The organism is Pseudomonas sp. WS 5410, from assembly GCF_012985645.1.
GTDB lineage: Bacteria > Pseudomonadota > Gammaproteobacteria > Pseudomonadales > Pseudomonadaceae > Aquipseudomonas > Aquipseudomonas shahriarae.
The window spans coordinates 1-16,187 of the sequence record NZ_JAAQWS010000008.1 but is presented as its reverse complement, the minus strand read 5'-3'; the positions used below and the strand labels follow the sequence as shown (position 1 = coordinate 16,187).

The 16,187-nt window shown below is 61.8% G+C and carries 15 protein-coding genes and 1 pseudogene; 8 read left to right on the top strand and 8 right to left on the bottom strand.

All coding sequences use genetic code 11. The features are described from left to right. The first annotated feature begins 5 nt into the window (after nucleotides 1-5). The 5 genes from HBO24_RS13540 (at nucleotide 6) to gcvH (ending at nucleotide 5,836) form a co-directional block, all read left to right on the top strand. Entirely contained in the window at nucleotides 6-1,223 is a 1,218-nt protein-coding gene (locus tag HBO24_RS13540) for a 2-octaprenyl-3-methyl-6-methoxy-1,4-benzoquinol hydroxylase (RefSeq protein WP_162947810.1), read from the top strand. Between the two features lie 127 nt (nucleotides 1,224-1,350). Then, nucleotides 1,351-2,355 carry an extracellular solute-binding protein gene (locus HBO24_RS13535; protein ID WP_170044525.1) on the top strand — a complete coding sequence of 335 codons (1,005 nt, stop codon included), beginning with the start codon at nucleotides 1,351-1,353 and terminating at the stop codon, nucleotides 2,353-2,355. Between the two features lie 192 nt (nucleotides 2,356-2,547). Continuing rightward, a complete protein-coding gene (locus HBO24_RS13530) occupies nucleotides 2,548-4,164 on the top strand; it encodes an iron ABC transporter permease (RefSeq protein ID WP_057960937.1) in 1,617 nt (538 codons plus the stop codon). A 156-nt stretch (nucleotides 4,165-4,320) separates the two neighbouring features. After that, the gene (gcvT, locus tag HBO24_RS13525) at nucleotides 4,321-5,403 is read left to right on the top strand and encodes a glycine cleavage system aminomethyltransferase GcvT (protein ID WP_057960936.1); all 1,083 of its coding nucleotides are present in this window, start codon (nucleotides 4,321-4,323) and stop codon (nucleotides 5,401-5,403) included. A 49-nt stretch (nucleotides 5,404-5,452) separates the two neighbouring features. Further along, complete coding sequence (gene gcvH, locus HBO24_RS13520) at nucleotides 5,453-5,836, top strand: glycine cleavage system protein GcvH (protein WP_057440440.1); 384 nt, start codon at nucleotides 5,453-5,455, stop codon at nucleotides 5,834-5,836. 42 nt (nucleotides 5,837-5,878) lie between these two features. Here the strand turns inward: gcvH and HBO24_RS13515 are convergent, their stop codons facing one another. The 6 genes from HBO24_RS13515 to HBO24_RS13490 all read right to left on the bottom strand — a co-directional run bounded on the left by HBO24_RS13515 (nucleotide 5,879) and on the right by HBO24_RS13490 (nucleotide 11,194). Further along, the gene (locus HBO24_RS13515) at nucleotides 5,879-7,018 is read right to left on the bottom strand and encodes a DegT/DnrJ/EryC1/StrS aminotransferase family protein (RefSeq protein WP_057440439.1); all 1,140 of its coding nucleotides are present in this window, start codon (nucleotides 7,016-7,018) and stop codon (nucleotides 5,879-5,881) included. A 164-nt stretch (nucleotides 7,019-7,182) separates the two neighbouring features. After that, on the bottom strand, nucleotides 7,183-7,500 hold the full coding sequence (locus HBO24_RS13510) for a DUF2388 domain-containing protein (protein ID WP_057440438.1): 318 nt from the start codon (nucleotides 7,498-7,500) through the stop codon (nucleotides 7,183-7,185). Between the two features lie 69 nt (nucleotides 7,501-7,569). Beyond that, on the bottom strand, nucleotides 7,570-8,016 hold the full coding sequence (locus tag HBO24_RS13505) for an NfeD family protein (protein WP_057440437.1): 447 nt from the start codon (nucleotides 8,014-8,016) through the stop codon (nucleotides 7,570-7,572). Nucleotides 8,017-8,026: 10 nt separating this feature from the next. Continuing rightward, a complete protein-coding gene (locus HBO24_RS13500) occupies nucleotides 8,027-8,947 on the bottom strand; it encodes an SPFH domain-containing protein (protein WP_027608388.1) in 921 nt (306 codons plus the stop codon). Between the two features lie 75 nt (nucleotides 8,948-9,022). Beyond that, entirely contained in the window at nucleotides 9,023-10,774 is a 1,752-nt protein-coding gene (locus tag HBO24_RS13495; RefSeq protein ID WP_115129239.1) for a GspE/PulE family protein, read from the bottom strand. Nucleotides 10,775-10,858: 84 nt separating this feature from the next. Further along, nucleotides 10,859-11,194, bottom strand: a complete 336-nt coding sequence (locus HBO24_RS13490) for a hypothetical protein (protein WP_170059874.1) — start codon at nucleotides 11,192-11,194, stop codon at nucleotides 10,859-10,861. Between the two features lie 127 nt (nucleotides 11,195-11,321). Here HBO24_RS13490 and HBO24_RS13485 point away from each other — a divergent pair, with 127 nt between their 5' ends. After that, the gene (locus HBO24_RS13485) at nucleotides 11,322-11,792 is read left to right on the top strand and encodes an Lrp/AsnC family transcriptional regulator (RefSeq protein ID WP_057440435.1); all 471 of its coding nucleotides are present in this window, start codon (nucleotides 11,322-11,324) and stop codon (nucleotides 11,790-11,792) included. A 94-nt stretch (nucleotides 11,793-11,886) separates the two neighbouring features. Here the strand turns inward: HBO24_RS13485 and HBO24_RS13480 are convergent, their stop codons facing one another. After that, the gene (locus tag HBO24_RS13480) at nucleotides 11,887-13,254 is read right to left on the bottom strand and encodes a CYTH domain-containing protein (protein ID WP_057960932.1); all 1,368 of its coding nucleotides are present in this window, start codon (nucleotides 13,252-13,254) and stop codon (nucleotides 11,887-11,889) included. Nucleotides 13,255-13,414: 160 nt separating this feature from the next. Here HBO24_RS13480 and argE point away from each other — a divergent pair, with 160 nt between their 5' ends. Beyond that, nucleotides 13,415-14,563, top strand: a complete 1,149-nt coding sequence (gene argE / locus HBO24_RS13475) for an acetylornithine deacetylase (protein WP_169960088.1) — start codon at nucleotides 13,415-13,417, stop codon at nucleotides 14,561-14,563. 135 nt (nucleotides 14,564-14,698) lie between these two features. After that, a complete protein-coding gene (gene argA / locus HBO24_RS13470; RefSeq protein ID WP_032858930.1) occupies nucleotides 14,699-15,997 on the top strand; it encodes an amino-acid N-acetyltransferase in 1,299 nt (432 codons plus the stop codon). Nucleotides 15,998-16,037: 40 nt separating this feature from the next. Here the strand turns inward: argA and HBO24_RS29580 are convergent. Next, a pseudogene (locus tag HBO24_RS29580) lies at nucleotides 16,038-16,187 on the bottom strand (IS110 family transposase); the annotation flags it as partial.

The window sequence follows — 16,187 nt, the reverse complement described above, 5'->3', positions numbered from 1 at the left end:
TGGACATGCGCGCAGATGTGCTGATTGTCGGGGCCGGAATGGTCGGAAGCGCCCTGGCGCTGGCGTTGCAGGGCAGTGGCCTGCAGGTGCTGCTGCTCGACGGCAGCCCAATGAGCGTCAAGCCATTCGACGCCGATGCGCCGTTTGAACCGCGGGTGAGCGCCTTGTCGGCCGCCAGCCAGCGCATCCTCGACCGCCTGGGTGTGTGGGATGGCATCGCCAGCCGCCGCGCCAGCCCCTACGGCGAGATGCAGGTGTGGGATGGCAGCGGCACCGGGCAGATCCACTTTTCGGCGGCCAGTGTGCATGCCGAGGTGCTGGGGCATATCGTCGAAAACCGCGTGGTCCAGGACGCCCTGCTTGAGCGCCTGCACGACTGCGACCTGGGCCTGCTGGCCAATGCACGCCTGGAGCAGATGCGCCGCTCCGGCGATGACTGGCTGCTGACCCTGGCCGATGGCCGCACTTTGCGCGCGCCGCTGGTGATCGCCGCCGACGGCGCCAACTCGGCTGTGCGCCGCCTGACCGGCACCGCCACCCGCGAATGGGATTACCTGCACCACGCCATCGTCACCAGCGTACGCAGCAGCCAGCCGCACCAGCGTACCGCCTGGCAGCGCTTCACCGACCATGGTCCGCTGGCGTTCCTGCCGCTGGTACGCGATGGCCAGGAAGATTGGTGCTCGATCGTCTGGTCGACCACGCCAAGTGAGTCCGAACGCCTGATGGCCCTGGACGACGAAAGTTTCTGCCGCGAACTGGAGCGCGCTTTTGAAGGGCGCCTCGGCAGCGTGGTCAGCGCCGACCCGCGTCTGTGCGTACCGCTGCGCCAGCGCCACGCCAAGCGCTACGTCGCCGAAGGCCTGGCGCTGATTGGTGATGCTGCCCACGTTATCCACCCATTGGCGGGGCAGGGGGTGAATCTGGGGTTCCTCGATGCCGCCGTGTTGGCCGAGGTGCTGCTAAAGGCGTGCGAGCGCGGTGAGCGCTTGGCGGATGTGAAGGTGCTCAGTCGCTACGAGCGTCGGCGCATGCCGCACAACCTGGCGCTGATGGCGGCGATGGAGGGCTTTGAACGGTTGTTCCAGGCTGACCAGTTGCCATTGCGCTGGTTGCGCAATGCGGGGCTGAAGATGGTCGACCAGATGCCCGAAGCCAAGGCGCTGTTTGTGCGCCAGGCATTGGGCTTGACCGGAGACCTGCCGGATCTGGCCAAGGCCTGAGGCCATCTGTCGCACCTTAAATGGCACTCGTGCAACATCTCGTAACTCCTCCGGCCAGTGTTCGGTTGAGATGCTAAATGTGAGTCCTTATCATTTGCGCTCACTTTTCCTACGAGAGACCGCACCTATGTTGGCACCCAAGCGCCTCCTGACTGCCCTGGCACTCACCCTTATCGCCAGCACCACCGCCCAGGCGGCTGACGAAGTGGTGGTCTACTCCTCTCGTATCGACGAGTTGATCAAGCCGGTGTTCGACGCCTACACCAAGAAAACCGGGGTGCAGGTGAAGTTCATCACCGACAAGGAAGCGCCGCTGATGCAGCGCATCAAGGCCGAAGGCCAGAACGCCACCGCCGACCTGCTGCTGACCGTCGATGCTGGCAACCTCTGGCAAGCCGAGCAGATGGGCATTCTGCAGCCGTTCACTTCCAAGGTGATCGACGCCAACATCCCCGCGCAATATCGCGCTTCCAGCCACGCCTGGACCGGCTTGAGCCTGCGGGCGCGGACCATCGCGTACTCCACCGACCGCGTGAAGCCGGCAGAGCTGACCACCTACGAAGCCCTGGCTGACAAGCAATGGGAAGGCCGCCTGTGCCTGCGTACCGCGAAAAAGGTCTACAACCAGTCGCTGACCGCCACCCTGATCGAGACCCATGGCGCAGAAAAGACTGAAGAAATCATCAAGGGCTGGGTCAATAACCTGTCCACCGATGTCTTCTCCGATGACGTCGCGGTATTGCAGGCAATCAACGCCGGGCAGTGCGACGTGGGGATCGTCAACACTTACTACTACGGCCGCCTGCACAAGCAGGACCCGAAGCTGGCAGTCAAATTGTTCTGGCCGAACCAGGGCGACCGTGGCGTGCACGTCAACCTGTCGGGCATTGGCCTGACCAAGTACGCCCCGCACCCGGAAGCCGCCAAGGCTCTGGTGGAGTGGATGACTACGCCTGAGGCGCAGAAGATCTTTGCCGACGTCAACCAGGAGTTCCCGGCCAACCCGGCGGTAGAACCCTCGGCTGAAGTGGCGAGCTGGGGCAAGTTCAAGGCTGACACCCTGCCGGTGGAAGTGGCGGGCAAGCGCCAGGCCGAGGCGATTCGCCTGATGGATCGTGCGGGCTGGAACTGAGTACAATTTGTAGGACGCCGCAGTTCTAATGTGGGAGCGGCTTGTGTAGGAGCTGGCTTGCCTGCGATAGCATCACCCGGTATCGCTGATAAACCGAGGTGTCTGCATCGCAGGCAAGCCAGCTCCCACACAAGCCCGCTCCCACAGTGCTTTGTGCAGGTTTCCACATCATCCACTGCTTGAGAATTCCTTTTGGCCCACCCCGCCCAACGCCGCTGGTACCTGCCAGTCTTCACTGTCGCCGCCCTGGTGCTGCTGCCGTTGAGCGTGTTGTTGCTGTCCTGGCAAAGCATCGACACGCAAATCTGGTCGCACCTGTGGGACACCCAGATGCCGCGTCTGCTGGGCAACACCTTGACCCTGGTGCTGGGCGTCGGGGTTGGTGTAACGGTGCTGGGCGTGAGCCTGGCGTGGCTGACCAGCCTCTGTGAGTTCCCCGGCCGGCGTTGGCTGGACTGGGCGTTGATGCTGCCGTTTGCCATCCCGGCCTATGTCCTGGCGTTTGTCTTCGTCGGCCTGCTGGACTTCTCCGGGCCGGTACAAACCCTGCTGCGCGAGTGGTTCGGCACGGGCCTGCGCCTGCCGCGCGTGCGCTCCACCAGTGGCGTGATCATCGTGCTGGTGCTGGTGTTCTATCCCTACGTCTACCTGCTGGCGCGCACCGCCTTTCTGGCCCAGGGCAAGGGGTTGATGGAAGCGGCGCGGGTGTTGGGCCAATCACCCTGGCAGGCATTCTGGCGGGTGGCCCTGCCCATGGCGCGCCCGGCCATCGGCGCCGGCGTGGCCCTGGCGTTGATGGAAACCCTGGCGGATTTCGGCGCAGTGTCAGTGTTCAATTTCGACACGTTCACCACCGCCATCTACAAGACCTGGTATGGCTTTTTCAGCCTGTCCAGCGCCGCGCAACTGGCGAGCCTGCTGCTGTTGGTGGTGATGCTGGTGCTCTACGGCGAGCGCCGGGCCCGTGGCGCCAGCCGCCCGAGCAACGAGCGACCGCGGGGCAAGGCGCTGTATCACCTGAGTGGCTTCAAGGCCGCCGCCGCCACTGGCTGGTGCGCCCTGGTGTTTGCCTGCGCCTTTGTCATCCCGATGCTTCAACTGCTGGCCTGGTTCTGGCAGCGCGGGCGTTTCGATCTCGACGAGCGCTACGCCGGGCTGATCGTGCATACCCTTTACCTGGGTGGCATGGCCGCGTTGATCACCGTCAGCGTGGCGTTGCTGCTGGCGTTTGCCAACCGCCTGGCGCCGACCCGCGCCATCCGCGCCGGGGTCAGCCTGGGCAACCTGGGCTATGCCTTGCCGGGTTCGGTATTGGCGGTGTCGATCATGCTGGCGTTCAGCTATTTGGACCGCGAGTTGGTGATCCCTGTGTCCAGTTGGCTGGGCGGTGCTGGCAAACCGTTGCTGTTGGGCAGCCTGTCGGCGCTGCTGATGGCCTATCTGGTGCGCTTCCTCGCCGTGGCCTACGGCCCACTGGAAAACAGCCTGGCGCGCATCCGCCCGTCCTTGCCGGAAGCAGCGCGCAGCCTGGGGGTCAGTGGGCCACGACTGTTTTGCAAAGTGTATCTGCCACTTTTGTTGCCCGGCACCTTGAGCGCCGCGCTGCTGGTGTTTGTCGATGTGCTCAAGGAAATGCCCGCGACCCTGCTGATGCGCCCGTTCGGCTGGGATACGCTGGCGGTACGCATCTTTGAGATGACCAGCGAAGGCGAGTGGGCGCGCGCCTCCTTGCCCGCCCTGACCCTGGTGTTGGTCGGCCTGTTGCCGGTCATCGGCTTGATCCGACGTTCGGCGCGACGAATCGGTTAGGTGTCAGTCCTACGGCTTGAGGCTACAATGCGCGGCATTCGGTGCGGCCCGTCTTTCGGGTTGGGTTGCTGATTGTGGCTGCAAGCCTTGTATTTCAAGGTGTGTAGCCCGAACAGCAACCGTCCGCACCTTCGCCACGCCCGGAAGGAGAAACCCATGGGACAGCGTACGCCTCTGTATGACCTGCATCTCGCCCTTGGCGCGAAAATGGTCGATTTTGGCGGTTGGGATATGCCTCTGCACTACGGCTCGCAAGTCGAGGAGCACCATCAGGTGCGCCGTGACTGCGGGGTGTTTGATGTTTCCCACATGACCGTGATCGATATCTCGGGCCTGCAGGCCAGGGAATGGCTGCAGTACCTGTTGGCCAATGATGTCGATCGTTTGCATGGCTGCGGCCATGCGTTGTACAGCGCCATGCTCAACGAGCAGGGCGGGGTGGTGGACGACATGATTGTCTACCGCACCGAAGAGGGTTACCGGCTGGTGGTCAATGCGGCCACCCGCGACCAGGATATCGCCTGGATGCAGAGCCAGTTGGGCAGCTACCAGGTGCTGATGCGCGAACGCCCGGACCTGGCCATGCTGGCGATCCAGGGCCCCCAGGCCCGGCACAAGATTGCCGAGTTGGTCACCCAGTCTCGCGGCGTGTTGATCCAACAGCTCAAGCCTTTCGAGGGACGTGCCGACGGTGACTGGTTTATCGCGCGCACGGGCTATACCGGCGAAGATGGCCTGGAAATCGTCCTGCCTGCCGATCAGGCCCCGGGTTTTTTCAACGACCTGGTAGGTGCGGGCATCTCGCCCATCGGCCTCGGTGCTCGCGATACCCTACGCCTGGAGGCCGGCATGAACCTCTACGGCCAGGATATCCACCTGAATGTGTCACCGTTGGCCGCCAACATGGCCTGGAGCATCGCCTGGGAACCCGTCAGCCGCGATTTCATCGGGCGCGCCGCCCTGGAAGCCGAGCGTGCGGCCGGGGTGCAGCTCAAACTGGTAGGCCTGGTGCTGGAAGAACGCGGGGTTTTGCGCGCTCATCAAGTGGTTCGTATCGCCAATGTTGGCGAAGGAGAGATCACCAGTGGTAGTTTCTCTCCTACGCTAAGCAAATCCATTGCCCTGGCGCGTGTACCGATGGCAACCGCCGACCGTGCCGAGGTAGAAATTCGCGGTAAGTGGTACCCGGTGCGAGTGGTCAAACCGACCTTCGTGCGCCATGGTAAAACCTTGATCTAATCTTTTCCGGGCCAATGGCCGCTGACATTTCTTTTTGAGGACACAGACTATGAGCGATATCCCTGCCGCACTACGTTTTGCCGAAAGCCACGAATGGGCACGCCTGGAAGCTGACGGCAGTGTGACCGTCGGGATCTCCGATCACGCCCAGGAAGCATTGGGTGATGTGGTTTTTGTTGAGTTGGCTGAGGTGGGCAAAGTGTTCGCTGCAGGCGACGCAGCAGGCGTTGTGGAGTCGGTGAAGGCTGCTTCGGATATTTATTCGCCAGTGTCGGGCGAAGTGATTGCGGTCAACGAGGCCTTGGCCGATGCCCCCGAGTCGCTCAATGACAAGCCGTACGAAGCCTGGATCTTCAAGGTCAAGCCAAGCAATGCCGCCGAACTGGACAAGCTGCTGGATGCCGCTGGCTATAAAGCCGCCATTGGCGAGTAACACCGCCCCCTGTAGGAGCCGGCAAGCCGGCTCCTGCAAAGGTCAGGGCTTGAGCGCCTGCTTCACCGCTGCGACAGCACGCTCCACATCCGCCTTGGTCATCGCCGTAAACATCGGCAACGACACAATCAAACGCCCGACTTTTTCCGCTACCGGGAACATGCCTTCCCTGAATCCCTGTGCCCGATACAAACTCAGCAAGTGGATCGGTGGGTAGTGATAGCCGATGCCCACGCCCTGAGCCTGCATGCGCTCCATAAACGTGGCGCGGGCCGGCAGGCCATCCCCACGCTCAGGCAGTACCAGTTGGAACAGGTGCCAGTTACTGTTTTCAAAGTCCGCAGGCGGTAATTGCGCGCCGTACGTTGTCTCGAAATCGCTACCAAAACACTCGAAATAATGCCGGGCCAGCGCTTGGCGATGGGCAGTTATCTGCTCGATATGGGCAAACTGGCCCAGGCCAATGGCGGCGGCGATATCGGTCATGTTGAACTTGCCGCCCAATACATCCACGTCCAGGCCATCAAACCCGCTGCGGGTCACGCCTTGCAGGCGGTACTTCTCCGCCAGGCGCGCTTCCTCAGCATTGTTCAAAACCAGGCAACCGCCTTCGGAACAGGTGATGTTCTTGTTCGCCTGGAAACTGAACGAGACAAAATCCCCGGTGGCGCCAATGCGCTGGCCATCCCAACGGGAGCCCAGCGCCTGGGCGGCATCCTCGATGATCCGCAGACCGTACTTGTTGGCCAGCGCGTAAAGCATCGGCATGTCCAGCGGCAGGCCGGCCAGGTACACCGGAATGATCGCCTTGGTGCGCGGCGTAATAGCCGCTTCCAGTCGGGCCAGGTCGATATTGCGGGTCACCGGATCAATATCGGCAAACACCGGCGTGGCGCCCACCTCCAGAATCACATTGGCCGTTGCCACCCAGGAAATCGGCGTGGTGATCACTTCATCCCCCGGCCCGACACCGGCGATGCGCAAGGCAATCTCCATGGTGCAGGTACCGGAGTTGAAGGTGCGTACCGGCCGGCCGCCAAAATATTCCGACAGCTGCGTTTCGAACGCCTGCACCTTGGGCCCGCTGGTGATCCAGCCGGAACGCAACACATCACCGACCGCCGCGATGGTGGCTTCATCAATGGTAGGTTTTGAAAACGGCAGGAAGGGCAGTTGGCTCATGACGTTGAAGGCATCCGTTTTAAGAAGAACTAAGAATAAAAGCTCATATCAACCCCGGTATCGTCGCACGGGGCAACTGAATATAGCCTGTCGTCCGTGAACGAATCGTCGAACGACGAGCGCAAAAAAGCCGCTTCACAAGCGGCTTTTTTGCGTGTCGTGTATTACTCGGCGGCGATGGCGTTCTTCGCCAGGATGGCGTTGGCCAGTTCCATGTCAGTGGCCTTCAGGCCGGGGTTGTCTGCACGCACTTTCTGCATGGCGGCTTCCAGGTAAGGGCCACGGATGCCGCCGTCGCTGGCGACGAAGCTACCGGCGTCGTCCTGGGCGGCGACTACCAGCTTGTGGTCCTTGAAGGTCAGGTACGTGGAGCCGGTGGTGGCGCCCGATGAGATGACATTACGCCAGAAGCTATCGGCCATGGCCGATCCAACTGGGAGAGAGAGCACGGCGAGGGTGGCGACAGCATATTTGAGACGCATGATGGGTGACTCCGACTGGGTTATCTGAACGGTTTGATTGTAGATAACCCAGCCTAGTTCCATGACTGACTAAACAGTTTCGATCCGTAAAATCACGCCGTCCTGACCAATCACCCGTACTTGAGCCCCTACAGGCGCATCGGGGCCGGTGACCATCCAGACGCCGTCACCGACCTTGATCTTGCCCCGACCGTCGATAATTGCCTGATGCACCACAAAGGTGCGGCCAACCAGCTCCGATCCGCGCATATTCAGCCCTGGCTGGTCGCTAGCCTTGGCACTGCTGCGCTGGCGCTTCCACCAGTACACCGCCGTCAGTATGGACAGCACGGCAAACAGCAGCAGTTGCAGTTCCAGCCCAAGCCCCGGAATCAGGAACTTGAGTACGCCAACGGCCGCCGCCGCGATCCCCATCCACAGCAGATAACCGCCGGCACCAAACACTTCAAGAATCAACAGCACCGTGCCCAGCGCCAGCCAATCCCAGAACGACAGGTGTTGCAGGAATTCCCACATGGTGCCGGCCTCAGGCTTTCTTGTTGTCGAAGGTAGCCTTGACGATTTCGCCGATGCCGCCCACCGCACCGATGACCTGGCTGGCCTCCAGCGGCATCAGAATCACTTTGCTGTTGTTGGCCGAAGCCAGCTTGCCCAGGGCATCAATGTATTTCTGCGCGACAAAGTAGTTGATGGCCTGCACGTTACCGGTGGCAATCGCTTCCGACACGACCTGCGTAGCGCGGGCTTCCGCCTCGGCCTGACGTTCACGGGCTTCGGATTCGAGGAACGCGGCCTGACGACCCCCTTCAGCCTCGAGGATCTGCGCCTGTTTCTTGCCTTCAGCGGTCAGGATTGCAGAAGCCCGCAGGCCTTCGGCTTCGAGGATCTGGGCACGCTTGATCCGCTCGGCCTTCATCTGACCGGACATGGCAGCCATCAAGTCGGCAGGCGGGCTGATGTCCTTGATCTCGATACGGGTGATCTTGATGCCCCAGGGAGCAGTGGCTTCATCGACCGTGCGCAGCAGCTTCTCGTTGATGCCGTCGCGCTGGCTGAGCATGGCGTCCAGCTCCATGGAGCCGAGCACCGTACGGATATTGGTTTGCAGCAGGTTGCGGATCGCATGTTCGAGGTTGTTCACCTCGTACGCCGCCTGGGCGGTGTTCACCACCTGGAAGAAACACACTGCGTCGATCTGCACCGTGGCGTTATCGGCGGTGATCACTTCCTGAGGTGGAATATCCAGCACGCTTTCCATGACGTTGATCTTGCGACCGATGCGGTCCATCACCGGAATGATGATATTCAGGCCCGGCTTGAGCGTATTGGTGTAGCGGCCGAAGCGCTCCACTGTCCACTGGTAGCCCTGGGGTACGACCTTGAAGCCCATGAACAGGATGGCGATGGCCAAGCCTACGAAGAGAAGAAGCACTGTTCCGATCTGCATAACGATTCCTTGTCTGGTGGTGGCGGTAACGCGAGGTCTGTCGATTGTAACGGGCTTGTCGCAGATAAGAACGGTTTACTCGTTCGCAGGCGTGACCCTTAACACTTCTTCCAGGGTGGTCAGCCCCGCAGCAACCTTGTGGGCGCCCGACAATCGCAGGCTGTGCATGCCGCCCTTGAGCGCCTCGCGACGCAATGCCTGCAGATCGGTATCGGCGCTGACCAGGGCCTTCGCCGCGTCATTCATCAGCATGATCTCGTAGACCCCGATGCGCCCACGATAGCCACTTTCCCGACACTCTGCGCATCCGTTGGCCCGGTATACGCTGGCGGGGGGCGGCGTGCAGGACTGGGTGGCGCTGCGCCAATCGTCCTGGTTCAGTGCCACCGGGCTTTTACAGTGCGGGCACAACCGGCGCACCAGACGCTGGGCCATGACCCCAATTAATGTGGCCTTGATCAAGTAATGGGGGATGCCCAGTTCCAGCAGGCGACTGATCGCGCTGGGGGCGTCGTTGGTGTGCAGGGTCGACAGCACCAGGTGGCCGGTCAATGCCGCCTGGATCGCCATTTCAGCGGTTTCCAGGTCGCGGATCTCGCCGATCATGATGATGTCCGGATCCTGGCGCATCAGCGCGCGGATGCCGCTGGCAAAGGTCAGGTCGATATTGTGCTGGACCTGCATCTGGTTGAAGGCGGGCTCCACCATCTCGATCGGATCTTCCACCGTACACAGGTTGACCGTGCGGGTCGCCAGCTGTCGCAGGGTGGTATAGAGCGTGCTGGTCTTGCCTGATCCGGTGGGGCCTGTGACCAGGATGATACCGTTGGCCTGGCCGGTCATATGTTGCCAGCGCTGCAGGTCATCGGCCGACAGTCCCAACTGCGGGAAGTCCTGAAGCAGCACCTGGGGATCGAAAATCCGCATCACCAGCTTCTCGCCGAAGGCCGTGGGCAGGGTCGCAAGGCGCAGTTCCACTTCGATACCCGTGGGCGTCTTGGTCTTGACCCGGCCGTCCTGGGGTTTGCGCTTCTCGGCGACATTCATCCTGCCGAGGCTTTTCAGGCGGCTGACCACGGCGGTCGTGACCTGGGGCGGAAACTGATAGACATCGTGCAGCAACCCATCAATACGGAAGCGCACGCGGCCCTGGTCGCCGCCGGGTTCGATATGGATATCGCTGGCGCGCTGGCCAAAGGCAAATTGCAGCAACCAGTCGACAATGTTGACGATGTGCGCATCGTTGGCATCGGGCTCCTGGTCGCCGGCACCCAGGTGCAGCAGTTGTTCGGCAGGGACCGCCGTGGGGGTGGTCTGGTCGGCCCCGCTGACCGACCGGGCCAGCCGGAAGAACTCCTGGGTACAACTGCGGATCGTCTGGGGGTTGGCCAGTACGCGCTTGATCGAGCGTTTCAACACGTGGGCCAGGCCGGCCTCCCACTCTCGCAGGTACGGTTCGGCACTGGCCACCGTCACGCTGTCGCGATCAAGGGCGACGGCAAGGATATGGTGGCGCTGGGCGAAGGCGTGGGACATCAGGGGCACCATGCTTGCTACGTCGATTTTCAGCGGGTCGATGCGCAGATAGGGTTGCCCCACATGACTGGCGAGCCATTGCGTCAGTTGCTCCAGGGACAGCGCCATGCCGGGCCGGGCGGGATCGGGCAGTGACTGGTTGGCAAGCAATTCCAGCGGGTGCAAGCCATTGCCCGGGGTGCGCCGCAAGCGCTCGGCCAGGGCGTTGTCGAGCATGCCGTGGGCGGTGAGGGCGGGCAGCAGTTCGTCGAGGCAAAGCCTGCGATCCTGAAGTTCTGGCGCAGCGGGCATGGTGGTTTCCTGGGCGGTTTCAAGTGGTAGCGCCAAGGCTAGTCCGGTCCTGGTTGCTGTCGCCCCGAGGGTTGTTGCCGCTTTTTACTGCGCTACTGCCTGTACGGTTTGCAGCCTCGTGGATTCAACGGGTTGCAGTTCGAGCGAGCACACGCTGATTAGGTTACGAAGTTTTTCGCCGATCACCTGGGCGCGGTGCCAGCTCAGGCCATCCATCACCACGTCGATGTTCAGCAGGTCTTCGTCGCGTGTCACGCTCACCTGTTGTGGCACCAAAAACTGCAAGGCGAAGTAATTGAGGATCCGACACAGCACATCGGGTTCAGCCTCGGCGAGGATCTGATAGCGCGCCTGGCAATGGCTGTTGCTGACTGCCCAGGCGTCGAGGCGCGTGGCTGGGCTGGCGAGGACTGAATGCATGGTCGTTCTCCGAGTTTGACTGGAGAAATTTTTACATGGGCTGTGGGGTATTTCTTATCTATGTTGGAGTGATATGCCTTATAAATGAATCAGGCAATTCGCATAATATGGATTGAAAGGTATTTTTATGCACAGTGAGTTGGATATCTACGACCGCCGGATTCTGGCGCTGCTCCAGGAAGACGCATCGCTCTCCAGCGCGCAGATTGCCGAACAGGTCGGCCTGTCGCAGTCGCCCTGCTGGCGACGGATCCAGCGGCTCAAGGAGGAGGGGGTGATTCGAGGCCAGGTGACGTTGCTCGACCGCAAGAAAATCGGCCTTAACACGCAGATCTTTGCCGAGGTCAAACTCAACGCCCACGGGCGTTCCAACTTCACGGAATTCACCGAGGCGATTCGCGGGTTCCCGCAAGTGCTGGAGTGTTATGTGCTGATGGGGTCGGTGGATTTTCTACTGCGCATTGTCACCTCGGATATCGAGGCATATGAGCGTTTCTTCTTCGAGAAACTGTCGATGGTGCCGGGGATACAGGAGGTCAATTCGATTGTGGCACTGTCGGAGATCAAGTCCACTACCAGTCTGCCAGTGTTGCGGTGAGAGGGCGGGTGTCATCGCGGGCAAGCCCACCTTCAAACCGGTCTACTTTAGAAAGCTCGGTCAAATGTGTGTGGGCTTGCCCGCGAAAGCAATCTTACATGCGCAACAAGGTCTTCCAGGCACGGTTCTGATACACCGCAATCACCTGATGCATCCGCGCATCCAGCGACTCATCGGTGATCGGCTGGTTGGCCAGTGCCGCCAACTTGTTCAGTTCACCGTACAAGCGATCCAGTTCTGGAACCTCCAGCAGGTGACGGGCATGGTGCAGCCAGGCCTGCAGACGCTCGATGCGCGGCAGTTGCTCGGCCAGGTCTTCCGGCTGTTGCTGGTAGCGCGGCAGGCGCAGGGCGACGGCTTCGTCGGCCAGCAGGCGTGGCAGCCAGTTGGCGACCTGGGCCGCACCTTGGCGGTTGCCGCGCACATTGCGCTCCAGGGTCCAGGTGCGGGCCAGCAGCCAGCGGGACGTGTTCAGTGAGAACAGGCCCCAGCGCACGTCGGTCAATTCTTCGAGGAACTGTTCCGGCGCGGCCTTGCGCACGTCTTCATCGTCTTCACCGGCCTGGACCAGCGGGCGCCAGTCTTCCAGCAGGGCGTCGAGGGCGCTGCGCAGTTCGCTGGTGGATTGGCGTGGCGCGGCCTGGCCAAGGCTGCCGATCAGGGCGCGCATTTCGGCGAGGTTGTCTACCCAGTCCTGCAACAGGCGCCAGTGCCCGTTGAAACGGTACTGTTCGGCCAGGCGCTGGCTGCTGCCCAGCAAATGCCAGGTCAGCGCGGCGAAGGCGTCGTCCAGGGGCATTTCTGGTTGCAGTTGCGGGGCCGGCAGGCTCAGGGAATAGCTGTTGGCGTCGAACAGGCGATAACCGCGCTCGGCCTTGCTGATATCGCAGGGCATCAGCGCCAGGGTCTGGGCCAGTTCGGCAGCCAGTTCCAGCAGGGCGGCAGGTTCGCCTTCGCGCAGCTCCAGCTCCAGCTCGCAGATTTCTTCCTTCTGCTTGCCGGCAATCACATGGCCCAGGTCCAGGGCGGCTTCGATCACCACCTTGGCCTTGCCACGGCCCCAGGCGATCTCGGCACGTTCGCGCACGAAGTCGGTGGTGAAGATCGGCTTGAGGGTCTTTTTGTCCAGCTCGGCCAGTTGCTCGGGCCAGCATTCGCCGTCGAGTTTCTTCACGTCGAGCTTGGCCTTGGCCAGTTTCCAGTCGTATTCATTACGCTCCGACAAGCCGGCAACGCTGTGGCCGCGGGTCTTGAGGGTCTGGATCACTTCGTCGCCATCTTTGCGCAGGCGCAGGGCAACCTTGGCCTGGGCCAGGTCGCGCTCGGGGGTGTCGAAGTACTGGTTCATCAACTCACGGCGTTCCCAGCCACTTTTGTTGCGTTTTTTCAGGAGCGGGTGCTCACGCAGCGCGGCGAGGGTCTCGCGGCTGACGCGGAGCTTGATTTCGGTTTCTTTTTGCATGGCCGGAACATCCAGGATCGGGAGTGCAGCCGGGAGAATAGGTGGCTGCCAAGGTCGTGCAGTGTACAGGACTGAGCCGGGCAACGTGCCGCAACGGGTTTATTGTGCAGCGCAGATGGTTCTATGATGGGTTTCATCTGTGGAAGTTGAGAGACAGCGCATGCCTTTACCGTCCATGAAAGAACAATTTGCCGCCCTGATTGCCGCGCCCTCTGTCAGTTGTACCCAAGCGTCTCTCGACCAGACCAACCGCCCGGTGATCGACTTGCTTGCCACCTGGCTTGGCGACCTGGGTTTTGCCTGCGATATCCAGCAAGTCAGCCCCGGCAAATTCAACCTGTTGGCCAGCTTCGGCAGCGGCCCCGGTGGCCTGGTGCTGGCGGGGCACAGCGATACGGTGCCGTACGATGAAGCGCTGTGGCAGACCGATCCGCTGAAGCTGACGGAAGTCGACGGCCGTTGGGTAGGGCTGGGTAGCTGCGACATGAAGGGGTTTTTCGCGCTGGCCATCGAAGCGGTCCTGCCGCTGTTGGATCAACCGTTCAAGCAGCCGCTGCTGATTCTCGCCACCTGTGATGAAGAAAGCTCCATGGCCGGCGCCCGCGCCCTGGCTGCAGCCGGACGCCCGCTGGGGCGTGCCGCGGTGATTGGCGAGCCCACAGGCCTCAAGCCGATCCGCCTGCACAAAGGCGTGATGATGGAACGCATTGATATCCTCGGCCGCAGCGGCCATTCGTCGGACCCGAGCCTGGGCCACAGCGCCCTCGAAGCCATGCATGACGCCATGGGCGAGCTGCGCGGCCTGCGCCTGGCCTGGCAACGGGAGTACCGCAACCCACAGTTCAGTGTGCCCCAGCCGACCTTGAATTTCGGCTGCATCCACGGTGGCGATAACCCCAACCGCATTTGCGGCCAGTGCTCCCTGGAGTTCGACCTGCGGCCCTTGCCCGGCATGGATCCCCAGGTGTTGCGCGAGGCTATCCGCCAGAAACTGCGGCCCATCGCCGAGCGCCATCAGGTGCAGATTGACTACGCGCCGCTGTTCCCCGAAGTACCGCCCTTCGAGCAGCCTGAAGACGCCGAACTGGTGCGGGTCGCGGAACGATTGACCGGTCATCGTGCCGAAGCAGTAGCGTTCGGCACTGAAGCGCCTTATCTTCAGCGCCTTGGTTGTGAAACCCTGGTACTCGGCCCTGGGGACATCGCCTGCGCCCACCAGCCGGGCGAGTACCTTGAAATGTCACGCTTGACGCCTACAGTGCGTCTATTGCGGGAATTGATTGAACATTACTGCCTCAAGCCTGCATAAATTAACCCCATTGCATCCCGTACTTAAAAGGAGAGCGAGCGTGTCGCCAAGCCTGTTCCGACGATAACCATCAGCCCGCTGTGCGTTTAGCGATTCATCCTTTTTTGGCTGCTTTTTATTACAGGCCCAGGTTTTATGCCCGAATACGTCAATTGGCTTCGTCACGCTTCGCCCTACATCAATGCCCACCGTGACTGCACCTTTGTGGTTATGCTGCCGGGTGATGGTGTGGATCACCCCAACTTCGGCAATATCGTCCATGACCTGGTGCTGCTGCACAGCCTCGGCGTGCGCCTGGTACTGGTGCATGGTTCGCGCCCGCAAATCGAAACCCGCCTCGCCGCTCGCGGCCTGACCCCGCATTACCACGATGGGATGCGCATCACCGATGCCGCGACCCTGGAGTGCGTGATCGACGCGGTCGGCCACCTGCGTATCGCTATCGAAGCGCGGCTGTCCATGGACATGGCGTCCTCGCCGATGCAGGGCTCACGCCTGCGGGTGGCCAGCGGCAACCTGGTGACCGCGCGGCCTATCGGCGTGCTGGACGGCATCGACTACCACCACACCGGCGAAGTGCGCCGGGTCGACCGCAAGGGTATCAACCGCCTGCTCGACGAACGCTCCATTGTCGTCCTGTCGCCCCTGGGCTATTCGCCGACCGGGGAGATTTTCAACCTGGCCTGTGAAGATGTGGCCACCCGCGCCGCCATCGACCTGGGCGCCGACAAGCTGCTGCTGTTTGGCGCAGACCTGGGCCTGATCGACGAAAACGGCCGGCTGGTGCGCGAACTGCGCCCGCAACAAGTACCGGCGCACCTGCAGCGCCTGGGCAACAATTACCAGGCCGAACTGCTGGATGCGGCGGCCGAGGCCTGTCGTGGGGGCGTGGGGCGCAGCCATATCGTCAGTTATGTCGAGGACGGTGCGCTGTTGACCGAGCTTTTTACCCGCGACGGCGGCGGTACGCTGGTGGCCCAGGAGCAGTTCGAGCTGGTGCGTGAGGCGGCGATTGAAGATGTCGGCGGCTTGCTGGACCTGATCAGCCCACTGGAAGAACAGGGCATTCTGGTACGCCGCTCCCGGGAAGTGCTGGAGCGGGAAATCGAGCAATTCAGCGTAGTGGAACGCGAAGGCATGATCATCGCCTGCGCTGCGCTGTACCCGATTGCCGACTCGGATGCTGGCGAACTGGCGTGCCTGGCGGTCAATCCGGAGTATCGCCATGGCGGCCGTGGCGATGAGCTGTTGGAGCGCATCGAAACCCGCGCCCGCACCCAAGGCTTGAAGACCTTGTTCGTGCTGACGACCCGCACCGCCCACTGGTTCCGCGAGCGCGGCTTTGTGCCGAGCAGCGTGGATCGCCTGCCGTCGGCGCGGGCCTCGTTGTACAACTTCCAGCGTAACTCGAAGATCTTCGAAAAGACCCTGTAAACACGGTATTCGGTACACCCAATACCTAATGTGGGAGATTCTATGGTTTTGGGGAAGCCCCCCAAACCGCTTTTGACTGGTATTCGCTCAGGTTTTTCATGAGCGAAAAGGCGATGCGCGCCAGCTTGCGGCCAATGATGACCAGGGCTTGAGTCGTTTTCAGGCCCCTGGCCAGATAACCCTCGTATAA